Source organism: Streptomyces solitudinis, assembly GCF_036323765.1.
Taxonomy (GTDB): domain Bacteria; phylum Actinomycetota; class Actinomycetes; order Streptomycetales; family Streptomycetaceae; genus Streptomyces.
In genome coordinates, this window is sequence record NZ_JAZDCW010000011.1 from 1 (window position 1) to 24,603 (window position 24,603).

A 24,603-nucleotide genomic window follows, 5' to 3' on the forward strand; every position below is an offset into this window, starting at 1 on the left:
GTCTCCGACTTTACCAGACTCTTTCCGGCTCGTTTACCGCTCCGGTTTTCCTCTGCGGGAGTCGAATCCCTTTGCCTTTCGGCGACGCCCGACTTTATCAGGTTTCCTGAGCCGGGCTTTCCCCCCTCCGCCGGTGTCCCGGGACGCAACGCGGCGCCACTGGTTCCGGTGGGGTGGAGCAGTCAACGTACTGGAGCGGGACGCCCGGATGCAAATCGGGCGCCCCGTCCCCGCGCCATCAGACCTCCACGACGACCGGGAGGATCATCGGGCGGCGCCGGTAGGTGTCGGAGACCCACTTGCCGACGGTCCGCCGGACGAGCTGCTGGAGCTGGCGCACCTCGGCGACGCCGTCCTGGGCGGCCTTGGCCAGCGCCTCGTCCATCTTGGGGAGCACGGAGCTGAAGTCCGCGTCGTCGATGCCCGAGCCCCTGGCCTGGATGTGCGGACCACCGACGATCTTCCCCGTCGTGCTGTCCACCACGACGAAGACCGAGATGATGCCCTCCTCGCCGAGGATGCGGCGGTCCTTGAGCGCGGCGTCGGTGACGTCGCCGACCGAGAGGCCGTCCACGTACACGTACCCGGCCTGCACCTTGCCGACGATGTTGGCCTTGCCCCGCACCAGGTCGACGACCACGCCGTCCTCGGCGATCACGACCCGGTCGTGCGGGACGCCGGTCTGGGCGCCCAGCTCCGCGTTGGCGCGCAGGTGCCGCCATTCCCCGTGGACCGGCATCAGGTTGCGCGGCTGGCAGATGTTGTAGAAGTACAGCAGTTCGCCCGCCGAGGCGTGTCCCGAGACGTGCACCTTGGCGTTGCCCTTGTGGACGACGTTGGCACCCCATCTGGTGAGTCCGTTGATCACGCGGTAGACCGCGTTCTCGTTCCCCGGGATGAGGGAGGACGCCAGGATCACGGTGTCGCCGGGCACGATGCGGATCTGGTGGTCGCGGTTGGCCATCCGGGACAGCGCCGCCATCGGCTCGCCCTGGGAGCCGGTGCAGACGAGCACCACCTTCTCGTCGGGCAGGTCGTCGAGCGTCTTGACGTCCACGACGAGACCGGCCGGGACCTTGAGGTATCCCAGCTCCCTGGCGATGCCCATGTTGCGGACCATCGAGCGGCCGACGAAGGCGACGCGCCGCCCGTACTCGTGCGCGGCGTCCAGGATCTGCTGGATGCGGTGCACGTGGCTGGCGAAGCTCGCCACGATGATCCGCCGCTGGGCACGGGCGAAGACCTGGCGCAGCACCTGCGAGATGTCGCGCTCCGGCGGGACGAAGCCGGGCACCTCCGCGTTGGTGGAGTCCGACAGGAGCAGGTCGATGCCCTCTTCGCCCAGCCGGGCGAAGGCGCGCAGGTCGGTGAGGCGGCCGTCCAGCGGAAGCTGGTCCATCTTGAAGTCGCCGGTGTGCACCACGAGCCCCGCGGGGGTGCGGATGGCGACGGCCAGCGCGTCGGGGATGGAGTGGTTGACGGCGACGAACTGGCAGTCGAACGGTCCGATCCGTTCCCGCTCGCCCTCGCGCACCTCCAGGGTGTACGGGCGGATGCGGTGCTCCTGGAGCTTCGCCTCGATCAGGGCGAGGGTCAGCTTGGAGCCGATCAGCGGGATGTCGGGCTTCTCGCGCAGCAGGAACGGGACGCCGCCGATGTGGTCCTCGTGCCCGTGGGTGAGGACGATGCCGTCGATGTCGTCCAGGCGGTTCCTGATGGAGCTGAAGTCCGGCAGGATCAGGTCGATGCCGGGCTGCTCCTCCTCGGGGAACAGGACGCCGCAGTCGACGATCAGCAGGCGGCCGCCGTACTCGAAGACGGTCATGTTGCGGCCGATCTCGCCGAGGCCGCCGAGCGGCGTCACGCGCAGGCCGCCGTCGGGGAGCGCGGGCGGCGGGGCGAGTTCGGGGTGTGGATGGCTCAAGAAACTCTCCTTAACCACGCGCGCCACGCGCCCGGCGGGGCACGCGGCGCGCGCGTTGGTCGTGCGGGTTCAGTTGTGTGGCGGTATGCAGTTATGAAGTCCGTGGTGGTTACAGCTGTACCCCGCCGGCGGCGAGATCGCGCCTGAGCTGTTCGGCTTCCTCGTGCGTCAGCTCGACCAGCGGCAGCCGCAGGGGCCCGCCGGGCAGGCCCCGCCGGGCGAGGGCGGCCTTCGTCGTGATGACGCCCTGGGTGCGGAACATGCCGGTGAAGACGGGCAGCAGCTTCTGGTGGATCTCGGTCGCCTTGGTGACGTCGCCGCTGGAGTAGGCGTCGAGCATGGCCCGCAGCTCCGGCGAGACGACGTGTCCCACCACGGAGACGAAGCCGACGGCGCCGACCGACAGCAGCGGCAGGTTCAGCATGTCGTCGCCGGAGTACCAGGCGAGACCGGACGCCGCGATGGCCCAGCTGGCGCGGCCGAGGTCGCCCTTGGCGTCCTTGTTGGCGACGATGCGCGGGTGCTCGGCGAGGCGGACGATCGTCTCCGTGTTGATCGGCACACCGGACCGGCCGGGGATGTCATAGAGCATGACCGGCAGTCCGGTGCCGTCCGCGATGGCGCGGAAGTGCCGGTACAGGCCCTCCTGCGGCGGCTTGCTGTAGTACGGGGTGACGGCCAGGAGGCCGTGGGCTCCCGCCTGCTCGGCGGCGCGGGCCAGCTCGACGCTGTGCGCGGTGTTGTTCGTGCTGGCTCCGGCCACGACGTGGGCGCGGTCTCCCACGGCCTCCACCACGGCCCGCACGATCTGGGCTTTCTCCGCGTCGCTGGTCGTCGGCGACTCGCCCGTGGTGCCGTTCACGACGATGCCGTCGTTGCCGGCGTCCACCAGGTGGGCGGCCAGGCGCTGGGCACCGTCGAGGTCGAGTGCGCCGTCCGGGGTGAACGGTGTGACCATGGCGGTGAGGACCCGCCCGAAGGGCGTCTGCGGTGTGGAGGTCGGAGCCATGGGGTCCACGCTACTCGCAGCCCGCGGCCCCGTGCGCCCTCGGGTGACGCGGAGGGGGAACCCGGCACTGCCTGCTCGGGGGTTCAGGCAGTGCCGGGTCCGTACATTCAGCCTAGATGAACTTCACGAAGTGCCGCAATCCGGACACCGCCGACACGGTGGTCAGGGAGCGACCCGTCCGCCCGCGTTGAACGCCGCGTGGGTGAGCGGCATGAGCCGCTTCCACTCGGCCTCCATGCCCTCCCCCACCATCTCGATCTCGCGCTGCGGGAACGACGGCACCCGGGCCAGCTCGTGCCGGGTGCGCAGCCCGAGGAAGTGCATCAGGGAGCGGGCGTTGCAGGTGGCGTACATGGACGAGTACAGGCCGACCGGCAGCGTCGCGCGGGCGACCTCGCGGGCCACCCCGGCCGCCAGCATCTCCTGGTAGGCGGCGTAGGCCCGCCGGTAGGAGTCCGTCATCGCCTCGTGGACGACGCGCTGCTGCTCCTCGGTCCCCGCGACGAAGTCGTACTTCCCCGGGCGTCCGCGCTGCACGAGCGCGCGGTCGGCGTCCGGCACGTAGAACACCGGCTCCAGCTCGCGGTAGCGGCCGCTCTCCTCGTTGTAGCTCCAGCCGACCCGGTGGCGGTGGAACTCGCGGAAGACGAAGAGGGGGGCGCTGATGAAGAACGTCATGGAGTTGTGCTCGAAGGGGCTGCCGTGGCGGTCCCGCATCAGGTAGTTGATGAGGCCCTTGGACCGCTCCGGGTCCCGGGTCAGCTCCTCCAGCGACTGCTCGCCGGCCGTGGACACCCGGGCCGCCCACAGGACGTCCGTGTCGGCTGCGCTGTGCTTGACCAGCTCGACGGTCATGTCGCTGCGGAAGCGGGGGTTGTCGGTCACCGGGGTCCTTCCAGGTCTGTCGGCCGGGGCGGCGCCCAGCGTAGCCCGCCCGGCGGGGGTGGCATCGGCCACGCCACGGTGGGCACAAGCAACCCCAGACCGGCGTGAGTCGTCCACATGTTTGAGCAAGCCGTAGATATCGGGCACGAAGGCGGTCGGCCGGACGTTGTCCGGGTATCCGCCGAAGCCAGGAGGAGTCACCTGTTATGTCCCGCCGCGGAGAGCCCGTGCCGTTCGCCTTCGTCGCCGACGCCGACCGGTTCCGCAGCAACGTCGAGCCGCCGCCGCGGGAGCGGGCGACGGCCGGGGAGCTGGCCGGGCGGGCGCTGCTGACCCTGGTCGTCGTGGCCGGGCTCGTCGGTTCGCTGCTGCTGGCGTGGCCCGCGCTGGACGTCCGGCTGGACGAGCAGGGGCAGCGCCAGGAGGCCGTCCAGGAGCGGTGACGTACGCCGGGCGCGCCGGTGGCGTGCCCCTGGGGTGACCACCGGTGGGCTTCCCCGATAACCTCACCGGTCACAGGGTGCGGACGCCGCCCTGCCGCACAGCCCCGGACCGCGAGCGAGGACCCGTCGTGCCCCTGCCCTTCCTGACGGCCGACCATCCGTCGGCAGCCCCTTCACAGGCGTCCGCCGAGCCCCTTCCGTACGCGGACCGGGGTCGCTGGCGGCGGCCCTACCGGCCGGGCCCCTGGCGCGTCGGCGGCGCCGCGGTGCTGCTCCTGCTCTCGGCCTACCTGCTGATCTCGGCCGTCGTCATCACGCTCGTCGGCACGCTGGCGGGTGCCGGTGCGTGCCTGGTGGGCGCGGTGGTGCTGCTCGGCGCGGCGCTGCGGGTGCTGCGGGTGGGGGTGTGGGTCAGCTCGCACGGCGTGCGGCAGGTGCACCTCCTGCGCACCGTCACCGTCGCCTGGCCGCGCGTCACGGCTGTGCGCACGGCGCAGCAGCCGGTGCGCTGGCTGGGGCTGCCCCGCACCGTGCAGGGCCAGGCGCTCGTCATCGAACGCGGTCACGGCACGGCGCTGCGCACGCTGCTGAGCGACCGCAGCGCGGACTTCCTCGGCAAGCCCGAGGCGTTCGAGCGGGCCGCCGACGTGCTGGAGGCGTGGGCCGAGGACTACCGGGACGGCCGCGGCTGAGCGTCCCGGCGCTCCGCGCGGTGCAGGGCGATGGCGCGCTGCATCGCCTTGCGGGCCCGGGGCGTGTCCCCGGCGTCGTGGTAGGCGACGGCGAGGCGGAACCACCTGCGCCAGTCCCCGGGGTCCTCCTCGGTCTCGGCCTTGCGGCGGGCGAACACGGCGTCGGCCGACGCCCGGTCGACGCGGCCGCTGGGGAGGCGCTCCAGCTCGTCCGGCGGCAGCCCGCCCTCGGCTTCCAGTTCCCTGGCCAGGCGGCCGGCCCGGTGGGCGAAGCGGGTGCTGTGCCACAGGAACCACAGGCCGATGAGCGGCAGCACGAGCACGGCGACGCCGAAGGCGACGGTGACGGCGGTGCCCTGCCGGATCAGGAGCACGCCGCGGCTGCCGACGAGCACGAAGTAGACGACGAGGACCGCCGCCAGCGCGAAGTAGGTGAGTTTCGCCCGCATGAGCCGGGCCTCCTAGCCGTCCAGGTCGAGGAAGTGCTCCAGGCCGAAGGTGAGCCCCGGAGCGGTGGGCACGCGGCGGACGCCGAGGAGCACGCCGGGCATGAAGGACGAGCGGTGCATCGAGTCGTGCCGGAGGGTGAGCGTCTCGCCCTCGCCGCCGAGCAGCACCTCCTGGTGGGCGACCAGCCCGCGCAGCCGGACGGCGTGTACGGGGACGCCGTCCACGTCCGCGCCCCGGGCGCCTTCCAGGGCGCTGGTGGTCGCGTCGGGCTGCGGCGGGCAGCCGGCGTCGCGCCGGGCGTCCGCGATGAGCTGAGCGGTGCGCACGGCGGTGCCGCTGGGGGCGTCGGCCTTGCCCGGGTGGTGCAGCTCGACGACCTCGGCGGACTCGAAGAACCGGGCGGCCTGCTGCGCGAAGCGCATGGTGAGGACGGCGCCGATGCCGAAGTTCGGCGCGATGAGGACGCCCGTCTCGGGCGAGGCGGCGAGCCAGCCGCGCAGCTCGGCGAGGCGCTCGTCGGTCCAGCCCGTGGTGCCGACGACGGCGTGCACGCCGTGGCGCACGCAGAACTCGACGTTGGCCATGACGGAGTCGGGGTGGGTCAGCTCGACGGCGACCTGGGCGCCGGCGTCGGTCAGGGCCTGAAGCCCGTCGCCGCGGCCGAGGGCCGCGACCAGTTCCAGGTCGTCGGCGGCCTCGACGGCCTGCACGGCTTCGGCGCCCATGCGGCCCTTCGCGCCGATCACGGCCACGCGGAGCTTGCTCATCGTCGGGGTTCCTTTGCGGTCCGGGTGCGGTCGGTGGTGGTGGCCCTCGGTCAGGCGACGGCGTCGTCGAGCCGGGCGGCCTGCTTGTCGGTGAGCGGCCCGATCACGGCCAGCGAGGGCCGTCGGCCGAGGACGTCCGCGGCGACGGCGCGCACGTCGTCGGGGGTGACGGCGGAGATGCGGGCGAGCAGGTCGTCCACGGACAGCTGCTGCCCCCAGCACAGCTCGCTCTTGCCGATGCGGTGCATGAGCGCGCCGGTGTCCTCCAGGCCGAGGACGGTGGAGCCCGCGAGCTGGCCGATGGCGCGCCGCACCTCCTCCTCGGGCAGGCCGTGCTCGGCGACCTTGGCCAGCTCCTCGCGGCAGATGGCAAGGACGTCGTGGACCTGGCCGGGGCGGCAGCCGGCGTAGACGCCGAACAGGCCGCAGTCGGCGTAGCCGGAGGTGTGGGAGTACACCGCGTAGGCCAGGCCCCGCTTCTCCCGCACCTCCTGGAACAGGCGGCTGCTCATGCCGCCGCCGAGCGCGGCGTTGAGGACGCCGAGGGCCCAGCGGCGTTCGTCGGTGCGGGCGACACCGGGCATGCCGAGGACGACGTGGGCCTGCTCGGTGCGGCGGCGCACCAGGTCGACGCGGCCGGCCGTGGTCAGGCGGCGCGTGCCGCCGCGCGGTGCCTGCGGCACGGCGCCGGTGTCCCGCAGGGCTCCGGTGCGTTCGAAGGCGGCGCCGACCTGCCGGACGACGTCCTCGTGGTCGAGGTTCCCCGCGGCGGCCACGACGAGGCGGGTCGGGTCGTAGTGCCTGCGGTAGAAGCGGGCCACGCGGTCGCGGGTGAGCCCTTCGACGGTCTCCACGGTGCCGAGCACGGGACGGCCGAGCGGGGTGTCGCCGAAGAGCGTGCGGGCGAAGACGTCGTGGACGCAGTCGCCGGGGTCGTCCTCCGTCATGGCGATCTCCTCCAGGACGACGCCGCGTTCGGCGTCCACGTCCTCGGAGCGGATCAGCGATCCGGTGAGCATGTCGCAGACGACGTCGACGGCCAGCGGCAGGTCGCTGTCGAGCACCCGCGCGTAGTAGCAGGTGTACTCCTTGGCCGTGAACGCGTTCATCTCGCCGCCGACCGCGTCGAGCGCGGCGGAGATGTCCAGGGCGCTGCGCCGCGCGGTGCCCTTGAACAGCAGGTGTTCGAGGTAGTGGGTGGCGCCGCCGAGCGACGGCGTCTCGTCCCGGGAGCCGACGTGGGCCCAGATGCCGAAGGTGACGGAGCGGACGGTGGGCAGCGCCTCGGTGACGACGCGCAGGCCGCCGGGCAGGACCGTTCTGCGGACGGTGCCCGCACCGTTCCCACCGCGCGGGGGCGTGGCGGTACGGGCGACGGCCCGCCCCTCCGCGTGGGAGGGGCGGGCCGTCGCGCTGGGGCTTCGCGTCACTTGGCGTCCGCAGCCTCGGCCTGGTCGCCGGTGTCCTTGCCGTCGGCGGCGCCCTCTTCCTCGTCCATGACGGGGATGAGGGAGAGCTTGCCGCGCTGGTCGATCTCGGCGATCTCGACCTGCACCTTCTGGCCGACGCCGAGGACGTCCTCGACGTTCTCCACGCGCTTGCCGCCGGCGAGCTTGCGGATCTGCGAGATGTGCAGCAGACCGTCCTTGCCGGGGAGGAGGGAGACGAACGCGCCGAAGGTCGTCGTCTTCACGACGGTGCCGAGGTAGCGCTCGCCGACCTCGGGCATCGTCGGGTTGGCGATGCCGTTGATCGTGGCGCGGGCGGCCTCGGCGGCCGGGCCGTCGGCGGCACCGATGTAGATGGTGCCGTCGTCCTCGATCGTGATGTCGGCGCCGGTGTCCTCCTGGATCTGGTTGATCATCTTGCCCTTGGGGCCGATGACCTCGCCGATCTTGTCCACGGGGATCTTCACGGTGATGATCCGCGGGGCGTTCGGGGACATCTCGTCCGGCACGTCGATGGCCTCGCCCATGACGTCCAGGATGTGCAGCCGGGCGTCGCGGGCCTGCTTGAGGGCCGCGGCCAGCACGGAGGCGGGGATGCCGTCGAGCTTGGTGTCGAGCTGGAGCGCGGTGACGAACTCGCGGGTGCCGGCGACCTTGAAGTCCATGTCGCCGAAGGCGTCCTCCGCACCGAGGATGTCGGTGAGGGTGACGTAGTGCGTCTCGCCCTCGATCTCCTGGGAGATCAGGCCCATGGCGATGCCAGCGACGGGCGCCTTGAGCGGCACGCCGGCGTTGAGCAGGGACATCGTCGAGGCGCAGACGGAGCCCATGGACGTGGAGCCGTTGGAGCTCAGCGCCTCGGAGACCTGCCGGATGGCGTAGGGGAACTCCTCACGCGTGGGCAGGACGGGCACCAGCGCGCGCTCGGCGAGGGCGCCGTGGCCGATCTCGCGGCGCTTGGGGGAGCCGACCCGGCCCGTCTCACCGGTGGAGTAGGGCGGGAAGTTGTAGTTGTGCATGTAGCGCTTGCGCGTCACCGGGGACAGCGTGTCGAGCTGCTGCTCCATGCGGAGCATGTTGAGGGTGGTGACGCCGAGGATCTGCGTCTCGCCGCGCTCGAACAGCGCCGAGCCGTGGACCCGCGGGATGGCCTCGACCTCGGCGGCCAGGGTGCGGATCTCGGTGACCCCGCGGCCGTCGATGCGCTTCTTCTCCTTGATGACGCGCTCGCGGACCAGCTGCTTGGTCAGGGACCGGTAGGCGGCGGAGATCTCCTTCTCGCGGCCCTCGAACTGCGGGAGCAGCTTCTCGGCGGCCAGCGCCTTGACGCGGTCCAGCTCGCCCTCGCGCTCCTGCTTGCCAGCGATCGTCAGCGCCTGGGCCAGCTCGTCGCGCACGGCGGAGTTCAGCGCCTCGAAGACGTCGTCCTGGTAGTCCAGGAAGACCGGGAACTCGCCGGTGGGCTTGGCGGCCTTGGCGGCGAGGTCCGACTGCGCCCTGCACAGGACCTTGATGAACGGCTTGGCGGCCTCCAGGCCGGCGGCGACGACCTCCTCGGTGGGGGCCTGCACACCGCCCTTGACCAGCTCGACCGTCTTCTCGGTGGCCTCCGCCTCGACCATCATGATCGCCACGTCGCCGTCGGGCAGGACACGGCCGGCCACGACCATGTCGAAGGCGGCGTCCTCCAGCTCGGAGTGCGTCGGGAAGGCAACCCACTGGCCCTTGATGAGGGCGACGCGGGTGCCGCCGATCGGGCCGGAGAAGGGCAGGCCCGCGAGCTGCGTGGAGCAGGAGGCGGCGTTGATGGCGACCACGTCGTAGAGGTGGTCGGGGTTGAGCGCCATGATCGTCTCGACGATCTGGATCTCGTTGCGCAGGCCCTTCCGGAAGGAGGGGCGCAGCGGCCGGTCGATGAGGCGGCAGGTGAGGATGGCGTCCTCGGACGGGCGGCCCTCGCGGCGGAAGAAGGAGCCGGGGATCTTGCCCGCGGCGTACATGCGCTCCTCGACGTCCACCGTCAGGGGGAAGAAGTCGAGCTGGTCCTTGGGGTGCTTCGAGGCGCTGGTGGCCGACAGCACCATGGTGTCGTCGTCCAGGTAGGCCACGGCGGAGCCGGCGGCCTGCCGGGCGAGGCGGCCGGTCTCGAAGCGGATGGTGCGGGTGCCGAAGGCGCCGTTGTCGATGACGGCCTCGGCGTAGTGGGTTTCGTTCTCCACCAGGGGAATCTCCTCGTACGCGTCCGCTGCGCACCTGCGCGGCGGACTGTGGTGGGCGGAGCGCTCCCTGTGCGGGCCGGTCTTCGATCGAAGCTCCCGGACGCTGCTCGTCCGGGGGCCACTACCGAGGACCGGCTTCGGGCGGGCGCGCCCCGCCTCGTTGGTCGTGTGGTGATCGTTGTGTGGGACCAGCCTACAAAGATTCGCCGTCCCACGAGAGCTCTCGCGCTACCTCAGCGTGACGCCACCGGTACGCGAGGGTGTGCCGCTCACCCGTTCGGCGGGCTTCCGTCCGGCTGCCCGGGCGACGCGGCACGCGCATAGCCGAAGGGAGCGGCTCCCGGTCGGGGAACCGCTCCCTCCGCACGACTCAGCGGGCGCCGCCGGCCGCACCGCGGCGGATGCCGAGGCGGTCGACCAGGGCGCGGAAGCGCTGGATGTCCTTCTTCGCCAGGTACTGGAGCAGGCGGCGGCGCTGGCCGACCAGCAGCAGCAGACCACGGCGCGAGTGGTGGTCGTGCTTGTGCGTCTTCAGGTGCTCGGTCAGGTCCTTGATGCGCTGGGTGAGCAGCGCGACCTGGACCTCGGGGGAGCCGGTGTCGCCCTCCTTGGTGGCGTAGTCGGTCATGATCTGCTTCTTCGTCGCGGCGTCGAGAGAGGACACGCGTACTCCTTGGGTGTGCTTTCCTGCCGGGGCAGGGCCGCCGAGTGCCCCTGGTCCACTTCACAGGGGAGCTTCCGTGACTCGGGAGGCTGTGGATCTGACGGGATCTGGCTGAATGACCTGACTGCGGTCTGTCATCGTGCGCCGTCGTCGCGCGGGGTGGCCGGAACAGATCGTTCCGACGGCTGCGCGCACGAACGGCCGCCCCGTAGCCTACACCAGCTCACCCGCTGGTCACGGACCGGGCCGTACGGTGGAGGCCGGTGGCCGTCCGGGACCGCCGGGGACCGCGGCTGTCCGCGAGGAGGCTCCCGCCGCCCGCAGCCCCCTTTCCGCCCGTCGCCGTCCGCCTCAGCTGCGCAGGTCGAACTCCCCGTCACGGGCCCCCAGCACGAAGGCCCGCCACTCCGCGGCGGTGTACCGCAGGACGGTGTCCGGTTCGGCGGAGTTGCGCATGGCGACCCCGCCCCCGGGCAGGTGCGCGATCTCCACCCGTTCCTCGGCGGGGCTGTCCGGCGCGCTCAGCCACTCGACCCCCGAGATGTCCATGGCGTACAGCTCTTCCTTTTCCTGCTCCGTAGCCATTAGCCCTATCCCTTTCCACGGGCACGGTGATGTGTCCGGAGCCCTTCCCGCGGCGGTGTACGGCCCCGGACCAGCATAGGGCGGGCGCGGGAGCCGGTGGCCGAACGCGGATATTTCCCGCCGGGCGGCTGACCGGCCCGCACCGCCTACCCGGACGCGTCGGTGCGGGCGCGGAACTCCTCCAGGGAGAGGGTCCGTTCCTGCGGCGGCAGGGTGACGTCCGTGGGTTCCCCGAACGCCCGGTAGGTGGTGGTGCTGGTGCGGCCGTCCCGCGCCGAGTCCATCCTGAGCAGGTACGGCGTTCCGGACGCGGCGACGTAGTAGACGTCCTCGGCGGTGCCGCTCGTGACGGTGATGGCCTTCGCCGCACGCCCGTCGACGTCGGTGTCCTTCTCCGGCGTCAGCTCGCCGGTGCCGGCGATCTCGAAGAGCGTGGAGCAGTCCTGGCCGGTCTCGGTGTACACGTAGTGGCCGTCCAGCTCCGGCGGGACGTCCAGCTGCTGCCCGGCCTGGGCGAGGGAGGCGGCGAGCAGTTCCGCACTCAGGTAGTTGCGGCCGTCCTTGCAGTACATCGCGCCCGACGCCTCGCCGGAGGCGACCGTGCGCAGCCCCTTCGCCGGGTCCCACGTGGTCTCCTGGCTGCCGTCGGCGAAGGCCGTGGTGGTACCGGTCGAGGAGAAACTCGTGCCGCGCATCGCCGCGTTCGCCTCGTTGATCAGCGCACGCGCCGCGGAGCCGGCCGCGCCGGAGCCCGTCGGGCCGCCGGACTCCGGCTCGTCACCGGCGCCCGCGCAGCCGACGCCACCGGCGAGCAGGGCCGCGACGAGGACGGCGGTGCGAAGACGGCGTACGGGAACAGTCACGATGTGGTACTCCGGTGTGAGGGGTGGGGGCGGCCGGTGCGGCGCGCTCTTCCCGGCCCAACGTACGCCCCGGCGACCGGGTAACGGAGCCGGGACCGCCCGCCCTGCCCCGTAGGACCGCGCAGGCCGTCTAGGCTGGGCGGCGCGTGCGGCTCACGGGCGGGAGGGCCGCCCGGGGGACCGGGGAGCGACCAGATCAGCGGGAGGCACTGTGAGCAGCGACCGGGACGAGAGCCGCGGCGACGGGGCCGCCCCCGGCGACGAGCCCGAGTCCGACCTGGAGACGACGGGCGAGTTCACCATCGACTACACCCCGCCGGCCTGGTACACGCAGAACAGCGCGGCGTCGGCCGCCGCGGCCCCGCAGGCGCCGGACCCGGCTCCCGCGCCCGGGCAGACGCCGCCCCCCGCCGGTCACGGACAGACGCCGCCCGGGGCGCCCGCCGCCCCGGCGGCGCCGCCCGCCGACGCGCCGCCGGTCCCGCCCGCTCCTCCCGCCTGGCCCCCGGCGTTCCCGGACCCGGGCCGGCCGCGGCCGCGGTCCGCTGAGGAACGGGGCCAGCCGGAACCGCGGCCCGCGCCGGAGCCGGAGGCGGAGGGGCACGCGGAACCGGAGGCGGCGTCGCTGCCGGGACCGGAGGCGGCGTCCGTGCAGCCGGAGCCGGTGGGTCCGGCCGCGGACGGCCCGGAGCCCCCGGCCCCGGACGAGCCCGCGTCCGCGCCCCACGAGCCGCAGGACACGGCGGAACCGGCGGACGCGTCGCCGTCCGGCGAACCGCCCGCGCCCGTCCGCCCGGCGGACGCGCCGGAGGGCGCGCCGGAGTCCGCGCCGGACGACGGGCCGGAGGAGGAGCCCCTCAGCGGGCAGACGATGCGCATCTCGGCGGCGGCCCTCCGCCGCGAGTTCGCCGAGCGGGACGCACAGGCGGGCCGGGCCGCCGGGGAACCGGCCGGGCACCGGCTTCCGGCGGCTCCCGCCTCCACTCCCACGCCCCCGCCGGGCGCTCCGGAACCGCAGGGTGCTCCGCCGCAGCAGCCGTGGCCCCAGCACCCCGGCGCCCAGGGCGCGGGGGCCGCCCCCCTGCCGCCGCTGCCGCCGCAGTACCGCCCGGCGGGCCCGCCGCAGCCGCCCGTGCAGCAGCCGGGCACGCCGCCGCCCGGAACCCCGTGGCCGGAGGGCACCGCACCCGCGCCGCCCCCGCCCGCCCCGCAACCGGGGCCTCCGCGGCCCCCGGCCCACCCCGGCGCCTACGGCTACCCGCAGCCCGGAGGCGGCGTGCCAGCGGGTCAGCCCGGCCCCGGAGGCTACGGCTTCCCGCAGCAGGGCGCCCGTCCGCAGGCCCCGGCGCCGCACCGGCAGCCCCAGCAAGCCCCGCCCCAGCCGCCGCACCCCCAGGCCCAGCACCCGCACGCCCCGCACCCCCAGGCCCCCCAGGCCCCCCAGCCGCCGCAGCAGGCGGCACCGGGCGACCCGCGGGCCGGCACCGCCTGGCCCGAGCCCCGGCAGCCCCAGGCCCAGCCCGGCTCCCTCGGCTACACCGCCTCCGTCGAGCTGTCCTCGGACCGGCTGCTCAACCAGAAGCGCAAGCCGCGCCCGCAGAGCAGCAACCGGCCCGGCTCGCGGTTCCGGTTCGGCGCCCGCAAGGAGGAGGCGGAGCGGCAGCGCAAGCTGGAGCTGATCCGCACCCCGGTACTGTCCTGCTACCGCATCGCCGTCATCAGCCTCAAGGGCGGCGTCGGCAAGACGACGACCACGACGGCGCTGGGCGCCACGCTGGCCACCGAGCGGCAGGACAAGGTCATCGCCATCGACGCGAACCCGGACGCGGGCACGCTGGGCCGCCGCGTGCGGCGCGAGACGGGCGCGACGATCCGAGACCTGGTCACCGCCATCCCGCACCTCCACAGCTACATGGACATCCGCCGGTTCACCTCCCAGGCGCCCTCCGGACTGGAGATCCTGGCCAACGACGTGGACCCGGCCGTCTCCACGACCTTCAACGACGAGGACTACCGCCGCGTCATCGACGTGCTGGGCAAGCAGTACCCGCTCATCCTCACCGACTCCGGCACGGGCCTGCTCTACTCCGCGATGCGCGGGGTGCTCGACCTCGCCGACCAGCTCATCGTCATCTCCACCCCCTCGGTGGACGGTGCGAGCAGCGCCAGCACCACGCTGGACTGGCTGGCGGCGCACGGCTACGGCGACCTGGTGCAGCGCAGCCTCACCGTCATCTCCGGCGTGCGGGAGACGGGCAAGACGATCCGGGTCGAGGACATCGTCGGTCACTTCAAGACGCGCTGCCGGGACGTGGTCGTGGTGCCGTTCGACGAGCACCTGGCCGCCGGTGCCGAGCTGGACCTCGACATGATGCGGCCGAGGACGCGGGAGGCGTACTTCCACCTCGCCGCGCTGATCGCCGAGGACATCACGCGGCACCAGCAGTCGCACGGGCTGTGGACGCAGAGCGGTTCGGGCGGCCCGCCGCCGCAGACGGCCCCGCCGATGCCGGGCCAGGGCGGGCCGGGACACCCGGGGCAGCCGCCCCGGCCGGGCGCCTACGGGTACCCCGGGCAGCCGGGCCAGCCGGGGCCCGGCGGACACTGGTACGGCTCCTAGCCGCCGCGCCCGCCGCCGCCCGCCCGCGCGGGGCGGCGGCGCCGGGTGTCAGGGAGCGGCCGGGGCGGCGGGGGTGGCCGCGAGGAGGCTCCGGCAGCGCCGGACGTCCTCGGCCATCTGGGCGAGGAACGCGTCCAGGGACGGGAACGTCTCCTGCCCGCGCAGGTAGGCGAGGAAGTCGACCGAGACGTGCTGCCCGTACAGGTCCAGGCCCTCGCGGTCGATCGCGTACGCCTCCACCGTGCGGTCCACCCCGGCGAACTGCGGGTTCGTCCCGACGGAGACGGCCGCGGGCATCACCTCGTCCGCCGCGTTCAGCCAGCCCGCGTAGACGCCGTCGGCCGGGATCGCGGTGTAGGGGACGGTCTCGATGTTCGCCGTCGGGTAGCCCAGTTCCCGCCCGCGCCGGGCGCCGCGCACGACGACGCCCTCCACCCGGTGCGGGCGGCCCAGCACCTCGGCGGCACCGGTCACGTCGCCCTCGGTGACCAGGCGCCGGGTCAGTGTCGAGGAGAACGGCTCGCCGCCGCCCGCCTCACCGCACTCGTGGAGGTCGACCACCATGACGTCGTAGTCGTAGCTCCTGCCCAGCTCCGTCAGCAGCGCCACGTCCCCGGCGGCCCGGTGGCCGAAGCGGAAGGTGGGGCCCTCGACGACGGTGCGCGCGTGCAGCCGGTCCACCAGGACCTTGACCACGAACTCGGCCGGCGGGAGCTTGGAGAACTCGGCCGTGAACGGCAGCACCAGCACCGCGTCCACGCCGAGGCCCTCCATCAGGTCGGCCCGGCGGTGGTGCGGGGCGAGCAGCGGAGGATGGCTGCCGGGCCGGATCACCTCGCGGGGGTGCGGGTCGAACGTGACGACGACCGCGGGGACGCCCAGCTCCCTGGCGTGCGCCACGGCCCTGTCGATGATGAGCTGGTGTCCCCGGTGGACGCCGTCGTACGAGCCGATGGTGACGACGCTGCGCCCCCAGTTCTCGGGGATGTCCGCCAAGCCACGCCAGCGCTGCACTGTGCCCGCTCCTCGCCGAGTGCGATGGGTCTGTCGATTACCTGCCGGGTCCAAGGGTGCCATGCGCCCCGCTCGGGCCGCTGCCCGGCACGGTCAAGCGTGCCTCAAGGCGCGGTCAGGCGAACGCGCGGCGGGCGTGCCCGCGGGTCTCCAGCGCGGGACGGGCACGGCCCGGGCGGCGCTCAGGCGAAGACGGCCAGGCTCCTGGCCTTCCCCTTGCGCTCCTCCACGAGGGCCAGGAACCGCCCGCCGGGCCCGAAGACGGCGACGGGGCCCGGCGGCAGCGCGGGCATGTCGAGCTGCACGCCGTTGCTCAGCAGCTTCGCCTGCCGCTCCCCCACGTTCCACCGGGGGAACGCCTGGGCGGCCGCCTCGCCGATGGGCAGGACGGTCAGCGCCTCCTGGTGGTGCTCCAGTGTGCGGGCGGCCGCGACCGCGTACGGGCCGACCCGGGTGCGGCGCAGCGCCGTCAGGTGGCCGCCGACGGCGAGCCCGGCGCCGATGTCCCGGGCGATGGCCCGTACGTAGGTGCCCGAGGAGCACACGAGGGAGACGAGGACGTCCCGCACGGGGGTGCCGTCCCCGGCGGTCTCCTCACGCACGTCGTGGACGTCGAAGGAGGAGACGGTGACCGGGCGCGCCGCGAGTTCCACCTCCTCGCCCTGCCGGACGCGGGCGTAGGACCGCTTGCCGTTCACCTTGACCGCGCTGACCTGGGACGGGACCTGCTGGATGGGCCCGGTCTGCTGGGCGACCGCTGCGTCGAGCGCCTCGCGGGTGATCGCGTCGGCCGGGGTGGACGCGGTGATCTCGCCCTCGGCGTCGTCGGTCACGGTGGACTGGCCGAGCCGGATGGTGGCGACGTACTCCTTCTCGGTCAGCGCGAGGTGGCCGAGCAGCCGCGTCGCCTTGCCGAGGCCGAGGACGAGCACGCCGGTGGCCATCGGGTCCAGCGTGCCCGCGTGCCCGACGCGGCGGGTGCGGGCGATGCCGCGCATCTTGGCGACGACGTCGTGCGAGGTGAAACCGGCGGGCTTGTCCACGATGACGAGCCCGTCCGGCGGCGGCGCGGGGCGGTCGGCGGGCTGTTCCGTGCAGGGGTGCTCGGCCACGGCTCAGGCGTCCTTGCCGTCGGCGTCCCGGGCGTCCCCGGCGCCGGCACCGCTGCCGGAGTCCGCGTCCTCTTCCGCGTCCGCGTCCTGGTCCGCGTCCTCGTCCACGGGCTTGCGGTAGGGGTCCGCGCCGCCCGCGTAGTCGGCCCCGGTGGCGGCGGCCCTGACCTGCGCGTCGGACTCCCGGGCGCGGGCGAGGAGGTCGTCGATGGTGCGGGCGTTCTCCGGCAGGGCGTCGGGGACGAAGGTCAGGCTCGGGGTGAAGCGCACGCCGGTCTGCCGCCCGACCTCCGTGCGCAGGACGCCCTTGGCCGATTCCAGGGCCGCGGCGGAGGCCGCGCGCTCGTCGTCGTCGCCGTAGACGGTGTAGAAGACGGTCGCCTCCCGCAGGTCTCCGGTGACCCAGGTGTCGGTGATCGTCACATAGCCGAGCCGCGGGTCCTTGATCCGTCGCTGGAGCGTCTCCGCGACCACGACCCGGATGCGGTCGGCCAGCTTGCGGGCCCGCGCGGTGTCGGTCATGTGCTCACTCTTTCTGTTCCGGTCAGTGGTGGGGCAGGGCCGGTGCCGTCGGGCACCGGCCGGTCCTAGTCGTCGTCCTCGCCGTGGAAGCGCCGCCGGACCGAGAGGAGTTCCACCTCCGGGCGGGCGGCCACCAGGCGTTCGCAGCGGTCGAGCACCTCGTTCGCGTGGGCGGCGTCCCCGGAGACCACCGCCAGCCCGACGCGGGCCCTGCGGTGGAGGTCCGGATCGCCGACCTCCGCGACGCTGACGGTGTGACGGCGCTGCAGCTCCGCGATGATCGGGCGGACGACGGAGCGCTTCTGCTTGAGCGAGCGCACGTCGCCGAGCAGCAGGTCGAAGGAGAGCGTCCCTACATACATGCGGTGCGGGTCAAGCCGACCCGGGGGCCTCATCCGTTGGTCACAACGGTCCGTGGTGAACACCTGAAACCGTACACGCACCGCCGCGGTCCGATCGACGCATATTCGCCCGTGGGCGGTGCGGCGCGCACGCGGGGACCGGGGTGCGGGGCGGGCAGCAGCGAGCCCGGGACCGGCCCGCCGAGCGTGCTGCTCGGCGGGCGCGGCCCCGGGCCGGGTGGTGCGGCGCGTCAGGCGCGCGGCTTCTCCCGCATCTCGTAGGTGGCGATGACGTCGTCCACCTTGATGTCGTTGTAGCTGCCGAGGTTGATACCGCCCTCGAAGCCCTCGCGGATCTCGGTGACGTCGTCCTTGAACCGGCGCAGGCCCTCGATGTTGAGGTTCTCCGCGACCACCTTGCCGTCGCGCAGCAGGCGGGCCTTGGTGTTCCGCCTGACCTCGCCGGAGCGGATGAGGACACCCGCGATGTTGCCCAGCTTGGAGCTGCGGAAGACCTCGCGGATCTCCGCGGTGCCCAGCTCGACCTCCTCGTACTCCGGCTTCAGCATGCCCTTCAGGGCCGCCTCGATCTCCTCGATCGCCTGGTAGATGACCGAGTAGTACCGGACGTCCACGCCTTCGCGCTCGGCCATCTGGGTGGCGCGGCCCTCGGCACGGACGTTGAAGCCGATGACGATGGCGTCGGAGCCGGACGCGAGGTTGATGTCCGACTCGGTGACCGCACCGACGCCGCGGTGCAGCACCCGGATGTCGACCTCCTCGCCCACGTCGAGCTGGAGCAGGGACGACTCCAGGGCCTCGACGGAACCGGAGGCGTCACCCTTGATGATGAGGTTGAGCTGCTCGACCTCGCCCGCCTTGAGCACCTTGTCCAGGTCCTCCAGGGAGACCCTGCGGGTGCGCTTGGCGAACGCGGCGTTGCGCTCGCGGGCGGCGCGCTTCTCGGCGATCTGACGGGCCGTGCGGTCCTCGTCCACCACCAGGAAGTTGTCGCCCGCGCCGGGGACGTTGGTCAGGCCCAGCACCAGGGCCGGCATGGAGGGCCCGGCTTCCTGGACGTTGTTGCCCTTGTCGTCGAGCATGGCGCGCACGCGGCCGTAGGCGTCGCCGACGACCATCGTGTCGCCCACGCGCAGGGTGCCGCGCTGGACGAGCACTGTCGCCACGGCACCGCGGCCGCGGTCGAGGTGGGCCTCGATGGCGATGCCCTGGGCGTCCTGCTCGGGGTTGGCGCGCAGGTCGAGCGAGGCGTCCGCGGTGAGGACGACGGCCTCCAGCAGGGAGTCGATGTGCAGGCCCTGCTTGGCGGAGATGTCGACGAACATGGTGTCGCCGCCGTACTCCTCGGCGACGAGCCCGTACTCGGTGAGCTGGCCGCGCACCTTGGTCGGGTCGGCGCCCTCGACGTCGATCTTGTTGACCGCGACGACGATCGGCACCTCGGCGGCCTTGGCGTGGTTGAGCGCCTCGACCGTCTGCGGCATCACGCCGTCGTTGGCCGCGACCACGAGGATCGCGATGTCCGTCGACTTGGCACCGCGGGCACGCATGGCGGTGAACGCCTCGTGACCGGGGGTGTCGATGAAGGTGATGCGGCGGTCCTCGCCGTTGACCTCCGTCGCCGCCTGGTAGGCGCCGATGTGCTGGGTGATGCCGCCGGCCTCGCCCTCGATGACGTTGGTCTTGCGGATCGCGTCCAGCAGGCGCGTCTTGCCGTGGTCGACGTGACCCATGACCGTCACCACCGGCGGGCGGGAGACCAGGGCCTCCTCGCCGCCCTCGTCCTCGCCGAACTCGATGTCGAAGGACTCGAGCAGCTCGCGGTCCTCCTCCTCCGGGCTGACGATCTGGACGACGTAGTTCATCTCCTCGCCGAGGAGGTTGAGCGTCTCGTCCGCGACCGACTGCGTGGCGGTGACCATCTCGCCCAGGTTGAACATCACCTGGACCAGCGACGCCGGGTTGGCGTTGATCTTCTCCGCGAAGTCGGTGAGGGAGGCACCGCGCGACAGCCGGACGGTCTCGCCCTTGCCGCGCGGCAGCATCACGCCGCCGATGGACGGCGCCTGCATCTGCTCGTACTCCTGGCGCCTCTGCCGCTTCGACTTGCGGCCACGGCGCGCGGGACCGCCGGGACGGCCGAACGCACCCTGGGTGCCACCGCGGCCACCGGGACCGCCGGGACGGCCCGCGAAGCCGGGACGGCCACCGCCGCCACCGGGACGGCCGGCGAAACCGCCACCGCCACCGCCGCCACCGGGACGGCCGGCGAAACCGCCACCGCCGCCGGGACGGCCACCGGGACCGCCGGGACGGCCGCCGGGACCGCCGGGACGGCCGCCACCGGGACCACCGCGGCCGGGGCCGGGGCGCGGGCCCGCGGCGGGACGCTGCGGCATCATGCCCGGGTTCGGACGCGGGCCGCCGGGGCCGCCGCCGGGACGGGGGCCGCCCTGGCCGCCGCCCTGCGGACGCGGCATGTTGCCCGGGGTGGCGCGGCCGCCGCCGGGGGCCTGCGGCCGCGGACCGGCCTGGCCGCCGGGGCCGGGACGGGCGCCGCCCGGCTTGGGCGCGCCGCCCGGGCGCGGAGCCTGGGGACGGGCCATGCCGGTGGCGCTGCCGGACGTGAACGGGTTGTTGCCCGGACGCGGGCCGGAACGGCCGCCGGGCTTCGGGCCCGCCGCGGGCTTGGGGGCGGGGGCACCGGGCTTGGGGGCACCGGGACGGGCGCCACCGGGCCTGGGCGCGGACTGACCGGCCTGGCCGCCCTGGCCACCCTGAGCGGACTGGCCGCCCTGGCCGCCCTGACCCTGCTGGCCGCCCTGACCGGCCTGGCCGGACTGACCGGCCGGCGGCGCGGTGAACTCGGGACGGGCCGGTGCGGGCTTGGGCGCGCCGGGACGGGCGGCCGAACCGCCACCGGGCGCGGCCGGCGGCTTGGGCGCCGACGGGGGTTTGGGCGCGGCGGGCCGCGCGGCCTCGGGGCCGGGCTTGGGCGCCGCGGCCGAGGGACGCGGGGCGGGTGCGCCCGGCTTCGGGGCGGCGGGCCGCGCCGCGCCCGGCTTGGGGGCACCCGGACGGGGTGCCGCGGAATTCTGGGGGGCCGCCGGCCTGGCGGCCGGCTTCGCCGACGTGCTCCTGGCGTTCTTCGCGCCGGAACCGCCCGCGTCGAACGCGTCGGTCAGCTTGCGAACAACCGGCGCCTCGATCGTCGAGGACGCCGAACGGACGAATTCACCGAGTTCTTGGAGCTTGGCCATGACGACCTTGCTTTCCACTCCAAGCTCCTTGGCGAGCTCGTATACCCGGACCTTAGCCACTTCGCTCCTTAGACGGTCCGGAGGTGGTCGTCCGCCGGACCTTCGCTACTTGTGCATGGGCGTACTCATCGCGTACTCATCGAGTGCTCATCGCAATCTCGACCTACTTCCGACTCGCGAGGTACCTCACGCCGCACGGCTTCCGTGCGGCTTTCTTACGGTGCTGCCTGCTGCACGCGCTGGCGCAGTTCCTCCGTTCCGAGCGGTCCCGGGCCTCCCTTGCCGCGGAAGGCCCGCTGGAACGCCCGGCGGCGGACCGCCAGATCGAGGCAGGCAGGGCGGGGGTGCACGTACGCACCCCGGCCGGGCAGCGTACCGCGAAGATCGGGGACGCATTCACCCTCGACCAACACCACACGCAGCAGACCGGCCTTGGCCGAGCGCTCCCGGCACCCCACGCAGGTGCGCTCGGGGCAGGCGGGGATACGCGTCCAGCCAGACACTCTTCAGTCTACCTCCCCGCGCCGCGGTCTCCCTGGCGGGGGGTGACGGCACGATGACAGATACGGACGGTGATCCCCCGGCGGCGGGGGGCTGCCGCCGGGTACGGGCGGGGGCCGTGGTGGCCGGTGCCTTCGCAACGCCGCGACCGGCACCGCGTATTCCGCCACGGCTTCCCGGCGGCCTCCGCGGGGAGGCCCTCCGCGCGGCGGGCCGGGCGGGCCTCAGTCCTCCGCGGGAGCGGCGGCGGAGCCCTGCGGGCCGTCGCCGGGCTCCTGGTCGGGACGGATGTCGATGCGCCAGCCGGTGAGCCGGGCGGCGAGCCGGGCGTTCTGACCCTCCTTGCCGATGGCCAGCGAGAGCTGGTAGTCGGGCACGGTGACGCGGGCCGAGCGGGCGGCCTCGTCCACGACCTCCACCTTGCTCACCCGGGCCGGGGACAGCGCGTTGGCCACGAGCTGGGCGGGATCGTCGGACCAGTCGACGATGTCGATCTTCTCGCCGTGCAGCTCGGCCATCACGTTGCGTACCCGCCCGCCCATCGGGCCGATGCACGCGCCCTTGGCGTTGAGGCCGGAGCGGTTGGAGCGCACCGCGATCTTCGTGCGGTGGCCCGCCTCGCGGGCGATGGCGGCGATCTCCACCGAACCGTCCGCGATCTCCGGCACCTCCAGGGCGAACAGCTTGCGCACGAGGTTGGGGTGGGTGCGCGAGAGGGTGACGGAGGCGCCCCGCACGCCCTTGGCGACCCGGACGACGTACGAGCGCAGCCGGGTGCCGTGGCGGTAGTCCTCGCCGGGCACCTGCTCCTGGGGCGGCAGGATGGCCTCCATCTTGCCGATGTCCACGAGCACGCTCCTGGGGTCCTTGCCCTGCTGCACGACGCCGGTGACGATGTCGCCCTCGCGGCCCGCGTACTCGCCGAAGGTGACCTCCTCCTCGGCGTCCCGCAGCCGTTGCAGGATGACCTGCTTGGCTGTGGTGGCGGCGATGCGCCCGAAGCCGGAGGGGGTGTCGTCGAACTCGCGCGGCTCCTGGCCCTCGGCGAGGTCGGCCCGGTCCTCGGTGGCCCACACCGTCACGTGGCCGCTGTCGCGGTCCAGCTTGACGCGCGCGTGCCTGCGGCTGCCCTCGGTGCGGTGGTAGGCGATGAGGAGCGCCGCCTCGATCGCCCCGACCAGCAGATCGAAGGAGATCTCCTTCTCCCGGACGAGTCCCCGCAGGGCACTCATGTCGATGTCCACGGCTACGCCTCCTCTTCGTTCTCGTCGTGCTCGGTGTCCTGGTGGTGCGCCGCGGGGCCGCCGGTCCCCTCCGCCGGGCCGTCGCCGGACGCCTTGGGGCGGTTGAACTCGATCTCCACGCGGGCCCTGGCGATCTGGGCGAACTCCACCCGGCGGCGGGTGGGCTTGCGGCCCTTGACGCCCGGCACCTCCAGGTCGAGCCCCTCCTCGTCCACGGACAGCAGGCGGGCGGTGAGGTCGCCGCCCTCGTGGAGGCGGAGGGCGACGAGGCGGCCGACGGCGCGGCGGTAGTGCCGCTGCTCGGTCAGCGGACGGTCGGCGCCCGGCGAGGTCACTTCCAGCACGTAGGGGGCGGAGCCCATGGGGTCGTCCGCGTCGAGGGCGGCGGAGAGCGCCCGGCTGAGTTCCGCGCAGGCGTCGAGCTGCACGCCCTCGTCGGAGTCCACCACGACCCGCAGCACGCGGCGCTTGCCCGCGGGGGTGACGGTGAGTTCTTCGAGATCCAGCCCCCGCTCGGCGACAAGCGGTTCCAGCAGCCCGCGCAGCCGGTCGATCTGGGTGGTGCTCATCCGGGTGACTCCTCGGCCGCGTGTGCTGTTGTCAGGGGCAGTTGTCGGACGCGGTGCGGGACGGCGCGCGCGGGGGCGGCACGTCTCGGGCGTCTCCGGGGACAGCCTAGCGCCTCGCACCGGCCGCGCCGACCCGTGCCGCCGGCCGGGCGCACCGGCGGCGCCGGTCGGGTGCCGTGCGCGCCGGACGGCGGACGTCGCGGGGCGCGGCCCGGGGGCGCCGGGTACGCTCACCGGGCGGTGATCACCAGTTCTGTTCCCGCTCCTCCTGCCGACCGACCGCCCGCCCGTGGAGTGCCCGTGTCCTCGTATCCGTCCGCCGCGCCACGCCGGCGCGGCGTGCTGGCGGCCGGTGCCGCGGGCGTGCTGGCCGCGCTGGCGGCCGGGTGCTCGGGCGACGACGGCGGGGCCGCGAGCGGCCCGGAGCGCGGCCGGGCGGCCGGGGCCGGCGAGCGGCTGCGGCGGGAGGCGGCAGCCGCGAGCGCGGCACTGCTGGAGCGCTACGACGCGACGGCCGCCGCCCACCCCGGTACCGCCGCGCTGCTCGCACCGCTGCGCGCGGACGTCGTGCGGCACCTGGACGCCTTCGGCGGCGGCCCCGGCCCGTCCGGCCCCGCGCCGTCCGGCCCAGGCCCGTCCGGCTCCGGCCCGTCGGCCCGCCCGGCGGCCGAGGGCTCCGCTTCCCCGCAGCCGTCCCCCGGGGTGCCGGACGGGCGGGCGGAGGCACTGCGGGCGCTGGCCGCGGCCGAGCGGAGCACGGCCAGGGCCAGGACGCGGGCGCTGGCCGGTGCGGAGCCGGAGCTGGCCCGGCTGCTGGCCTCGGTGGCGGCGGCCGGCGAGGTCCACGCGTTCCGGCTGGACGGCGAGCCCGGCGGACAGCCGGGTGAGGGGGTTCCTGACATGGCGGACGGCACGGACGCCGCCGGGGTGCTCGCGGCCGCGCGGGCGGCGCTCGCCGCCGAGCACGCGGCCGTCTACGGCTACGGCGTGGTGGGCGCGCGGGCCGGTGAGCGGGGGCGGGCCGCCGCGCGGGAGGCGCTCACCGCGCACCGCGCGCGGCGGAACGCGCTGGTGCGGACGGTGCGGGAGCTGGGCGGCCGCCCGGAGCCGGCGCTCGCGGCCTACGCGCTCCCCTACGCCGTCCCGGACGCCGCCGCGGCGGCCCGCCTCGCCGCCGACCTGGAGGACCGGGTGGCGGGCGTGTACGCCGACCTGGTGCGGGCGGCCACCGGGGAGCGGCGCGTGGAGGCGGCGGAGGCCCTGCGCGAAGCGGCACTCCGCTCGGCACGGTGGCGGGGCAGCGGCGTAGCCTTCCCTGGGCTCGCCGAACGCGCGGAGGGGGCGGAGGCCGGTTCCCCCGGCCGCTGACCGTCCGCACGGCGGCCGCTGACCGCAGGTCCGGCGCACCACCGCGTACGCCGCCGTACGAGGGACCACGAGGGACCACGAG

22 protein-coding genes are annotated in these 24,603 nt (G+C 74.0%); 4 read left to right on the forward strand and 18 right to left on the reverse strand.

The features are described 5' to 3' along the window. Window positions 1–238: 238 nt before the first annotated feature. From V1J52_RS23185 to thyX, 3 genes are all read right to left on the reverse strand, one after another. Complete coding sequence (locus V1J52_RS23185; protein ID WP_330141903.1) at window positions 239–1,924, reverse strand: ribonuclease J; 1,686 nt, start codon at window positions 1,922–1,924, stop codon at window positions 239–241. Between the two features lie 109 nt (window positions 1,925–2,033). After that, complete coding sequence (dapA, locus tag V1J52_RS23190; protein WP_330141904.1) at window positions 2,034–2,933, reverse strand: 4-hydroxy-tetrahydrodipicolinate synthase; 900 nt, start codon at window positions 2,931–2,933, stop codon at window positions 2,034–2,036. Window positions 2,934–3,095: 162 nt separating this feature from the next. Further along, window positions 3,096–3,788: an FAD-dependent thymidylate synthase gene (gene thyX / locus V1J52_RS23195; RefSeq protein ID WP_330142036.1), complete on the reverse strand. Its 693-nt coding sequence runs from the start codon at window positions 3,786–3,788 to the stop codon at window positions 3,096–3,098. A gap of 236 nt (window positions 3,789–4,024) precedes the next feature. Between thyX and V1J52_RS23200 the strand changes: the two genes are divergently transcribed. Next, window positions 4,025–4,261: a hypothetical protein gene (locus V1J52_RS23200; protein WP_330141905.1), complete on the forward strand. Its 237-nt coding sequence runs from the start codon at window positions 4,025–4,027 to the stop codon at window positions 4,259–4,261. Between the two features lie 128 nt (window positions 4,262–4,389). Continuing rightward, the gene (locus tag V1J52_RS23205; RefSeq protein WP_330141906.1) at window positions 4,390–4,953 is read left to right on the forward strand and encodes an SCO5741 family PH domain-containing membrane protein; all 564 of its coding nucleotides are present in this window, start codon (window positions 4,390–4,392) and stop codon (window positions 4,951–4,953) included. Here the strand turns inward: V1J52_RS23205 and V1J52_RS23210 are convergent. The 7 genes from V1J52_RS23210 to V1J52_RS23240 form a co-directional block, all read right to left on the reverse strand. Next, window positions 4,932–5,402, reverse strand: a complete 471-nt coding sequence (locus V1J52_RS23210; protein WP_330141907.1) for a tetratricopeptide repeat protein — start codon at window positions 5,400–5,402, stop codon at window positions 4,932–4,934. The two genes, V1J52_RS23205 and V1J52_RS23210, sit on opposite strands and share 22 nt — an antisense overlap. Window positions 5,403–5,414: 12 nt before the next feature. Further along, a complete protein-coding gene (gene dapB, locus V1J52_RS23215; RefSeq protein ID WP_330141908.1) occupies window positions 5,415–6,170 on the reverse strand; it encodes a 4-hydroxy-tetrahydrodipicolinate reductase in 756 nt (251 codons plus the stop codon). A gap of 50 nt (window positions 6,171–6,220) precedes the next feature. After that, on the reverse strand, window positions 6,221–7,600 hold the full coding sequence (locus tag V1J52_RS23220; protein WP_330141909.1) for a M16 family metallopeptidase: 1,380 nt from the start codon (window positions 7,598–7,600) through the stop codon (window positions 6,221–6,223). Continuing rightward, window positions 7,597–9,837, reverse strand: a complete 2,241-nt coding sequence (locus V1J52_RS23225; RefSeq protein ID WP_330141910.1) for a polyribonucleotide nucleotidyltransferase — start codon at window positions 9,835–9,837, stop codon at window positions 7,597–7,599. The genes V1J52_RS23220 and V1J52_RS23225 overlap by 4 nt, the downstream gene beginning before the upstream one ends. Window positions 9,838–10,207: 370 nt before the next feature. After that, window positions 10,208–10,501: a 30S ribosomal protein S15 gene (rpsO, locus tag V1J52_RS23230; protein ID WP_330141911.1), complete on the reverse strand. Its 294-nt coding sequence runs from the start codon at window positions 10,499–10,501 to the stop codon at window positions 10,208–10,210. Between the two features lie 351 nt (window positions 10,502–10,852). Then, a complete protein-coding gene (locus V1J52_RS23235; RefSeq protein WP_330141913.1) occupies window positions 10,853–11,086 on the reverse strand; it encodes a DUF397 domain-containing protein in 234 nt (77 codons plus the stop codon). Window positions 11,087–11,232: 146 nt separating this feature from the next. Beyond that, window positions 11,233–11,949: a hypothetical protein gene (locus tag V1J52_RS23240; RefSeq protein ID WP_330141914.1), complete on the reverse strand. Its 717-nt coding sequence runs from the start codon at window positions 11,947–11,949 to the stop codon at window positions 11,233–11,235. A gap of 211 nt (window positions 11,950–12,160) precedes the next feature. Here V1J52_RS23240 and V1J52_RS23245 point away from each other — a divergent pair, with 211 nt between their 5' ends. Then, window positions 12,161–14,569 (forward strand): SCO5717 family growth-regulating ATPase, encoded by a 2,409-nt coding sequence (locus V1J52_RS23245; protein ID WP_330141915.1) that lies wholly within the window; start codon window positions 12,161–12,163, stop codon window positions 14,567–14,569. Window positions 14,570–14,617: 48 nt separating this feature from the next. Here V1J52_RS23245 and V1J52_RS23250 read toward each other — a convergent pair whose 3' ends face one another. The 8 genes from V1J52_RS23250 to rimP all read right to left on the reverse strand — a co-directional run bounded on the left by V1J52_RS23250 (window position 14,618) and on the right by rimP (window position 23,153). Beyond that, a complete protein-coding gene (locus V1J52_RS23250; RefSeq protein ID WP_330141916.1) occupies window positions 14,618–15,583 on the reverse strand; it encodes a bifunctional riboflavin kinase/FAD synthetase in 966 nt (321 codons plus the stop codon). 182 nt (window positions 15,584–15,765) lie between these two features. Continuing rightward, window positions 15,766–16,695: a tRNA pseudouridine(55) synthase TruB gene (gene truB / locus V1J52_RS23255; protein WP_330141917.1), complete on the reverse strand. Its 930-nt coding sequence runs from the start codon at window positions 16,693–16,695 to the stop codon at window positions 15,766–15,768. A 3-nt stretch (window positions 16,696–16,698) separates the two neighbouring features. Beyond that, window positions 16,699–17,217 (reverse strand): 30S ribosome-binding factor RbfA, encoded by a 519-nt coding sequence (gene rbfA / locus V1J52_RS23260; protein WP_330141918.1) that lies wholly within the window; start codon window positions 17,215–17,217, stop codon window positions 16,699–16,701. 65 nt (window positions 17,218–17,282) lie between these two features. Further along, window positions 17,283–17,579 carry a DUF503 domain-containing protein gene (locus V1J52_RS23265; protein WP_330141919.1) on the reverse strand — a complete coding sequence of 99 codons (297 nt, stop codon included), beginning with the start codon at window positions 17,577–17,579 and terminating at the stop codon, window positions 17,283–17,285. A 230-nt stretch (window positions 17,580–17,809) separates the two neighbouring features. Further along, window positions 17,810–20,899 (reverse strand): translation initiation factor IF-2, encoded by a 3,090-nt coding sequence (gene infB, locus V1J52_RS23270; protein WP_330141920.1) that lies wholly within the window; start codon window positions 20,897–20,899, stop codon window positions 17,810–17,812. A gap of 155 nt (window positions 20,900–21,054) precedes the next feature. After that, window positions 21,055–21,342 carry a YlxR family protein gene (locus V1J52_RS23275; protein ID WP_330141921.1) on the reverse strand — a complete coding sequence of 96 codons (288 nt, stop codon included), beginning with the start codon at window positions 21,340–21,342 and terminating at the stop codon, window positions 21,055–21,057. 222 nt (window positions 21,343–21,564) lie between these two features. Further along, a complete protein-coding gene (nusA, locus tag V1J52_RS23280) occupies window positions 21,565–22,584 on the reverse strand; it encodes a transcription termination factor NusA (RefSeq protein ID WP_330141922.1) in 1,020 nt (339 codons plus the stop codon). A 2-nt stretch (window positions 22,585–22,586) separates the two neighbouring features. Further along, window positions 22,587–23,153: a ribosome maturation factor RimP gene (rimP, locus tag V1J52_RS23285; protein ID WP_330141923.1), complete on the reverse strand. Its 567-nt coding sequence runs from the start codon at window positions 23,151–23,153 to the stop codon at window positions 22,587–22,589. Window positions 23,154–24,053: 900 nt separating this feature from the next. Between rimP and V1J52_RS23290 the strand changes: the two genes are divergently transcribed. Further along, on the forward strand, window positions 24,054–24,521 hold the full coding sequence (locus V1J52_RS23290) for a DUF4439 domain-containing protein (protein WP_330142037.1): 468 nt from the start codon (window positions 24,054–24,056) through the stop codon (window positions 24,519–24,521). The last annotated feature ends 82 nt before the right edge of the window (window positions 24,522–24,603 follow it).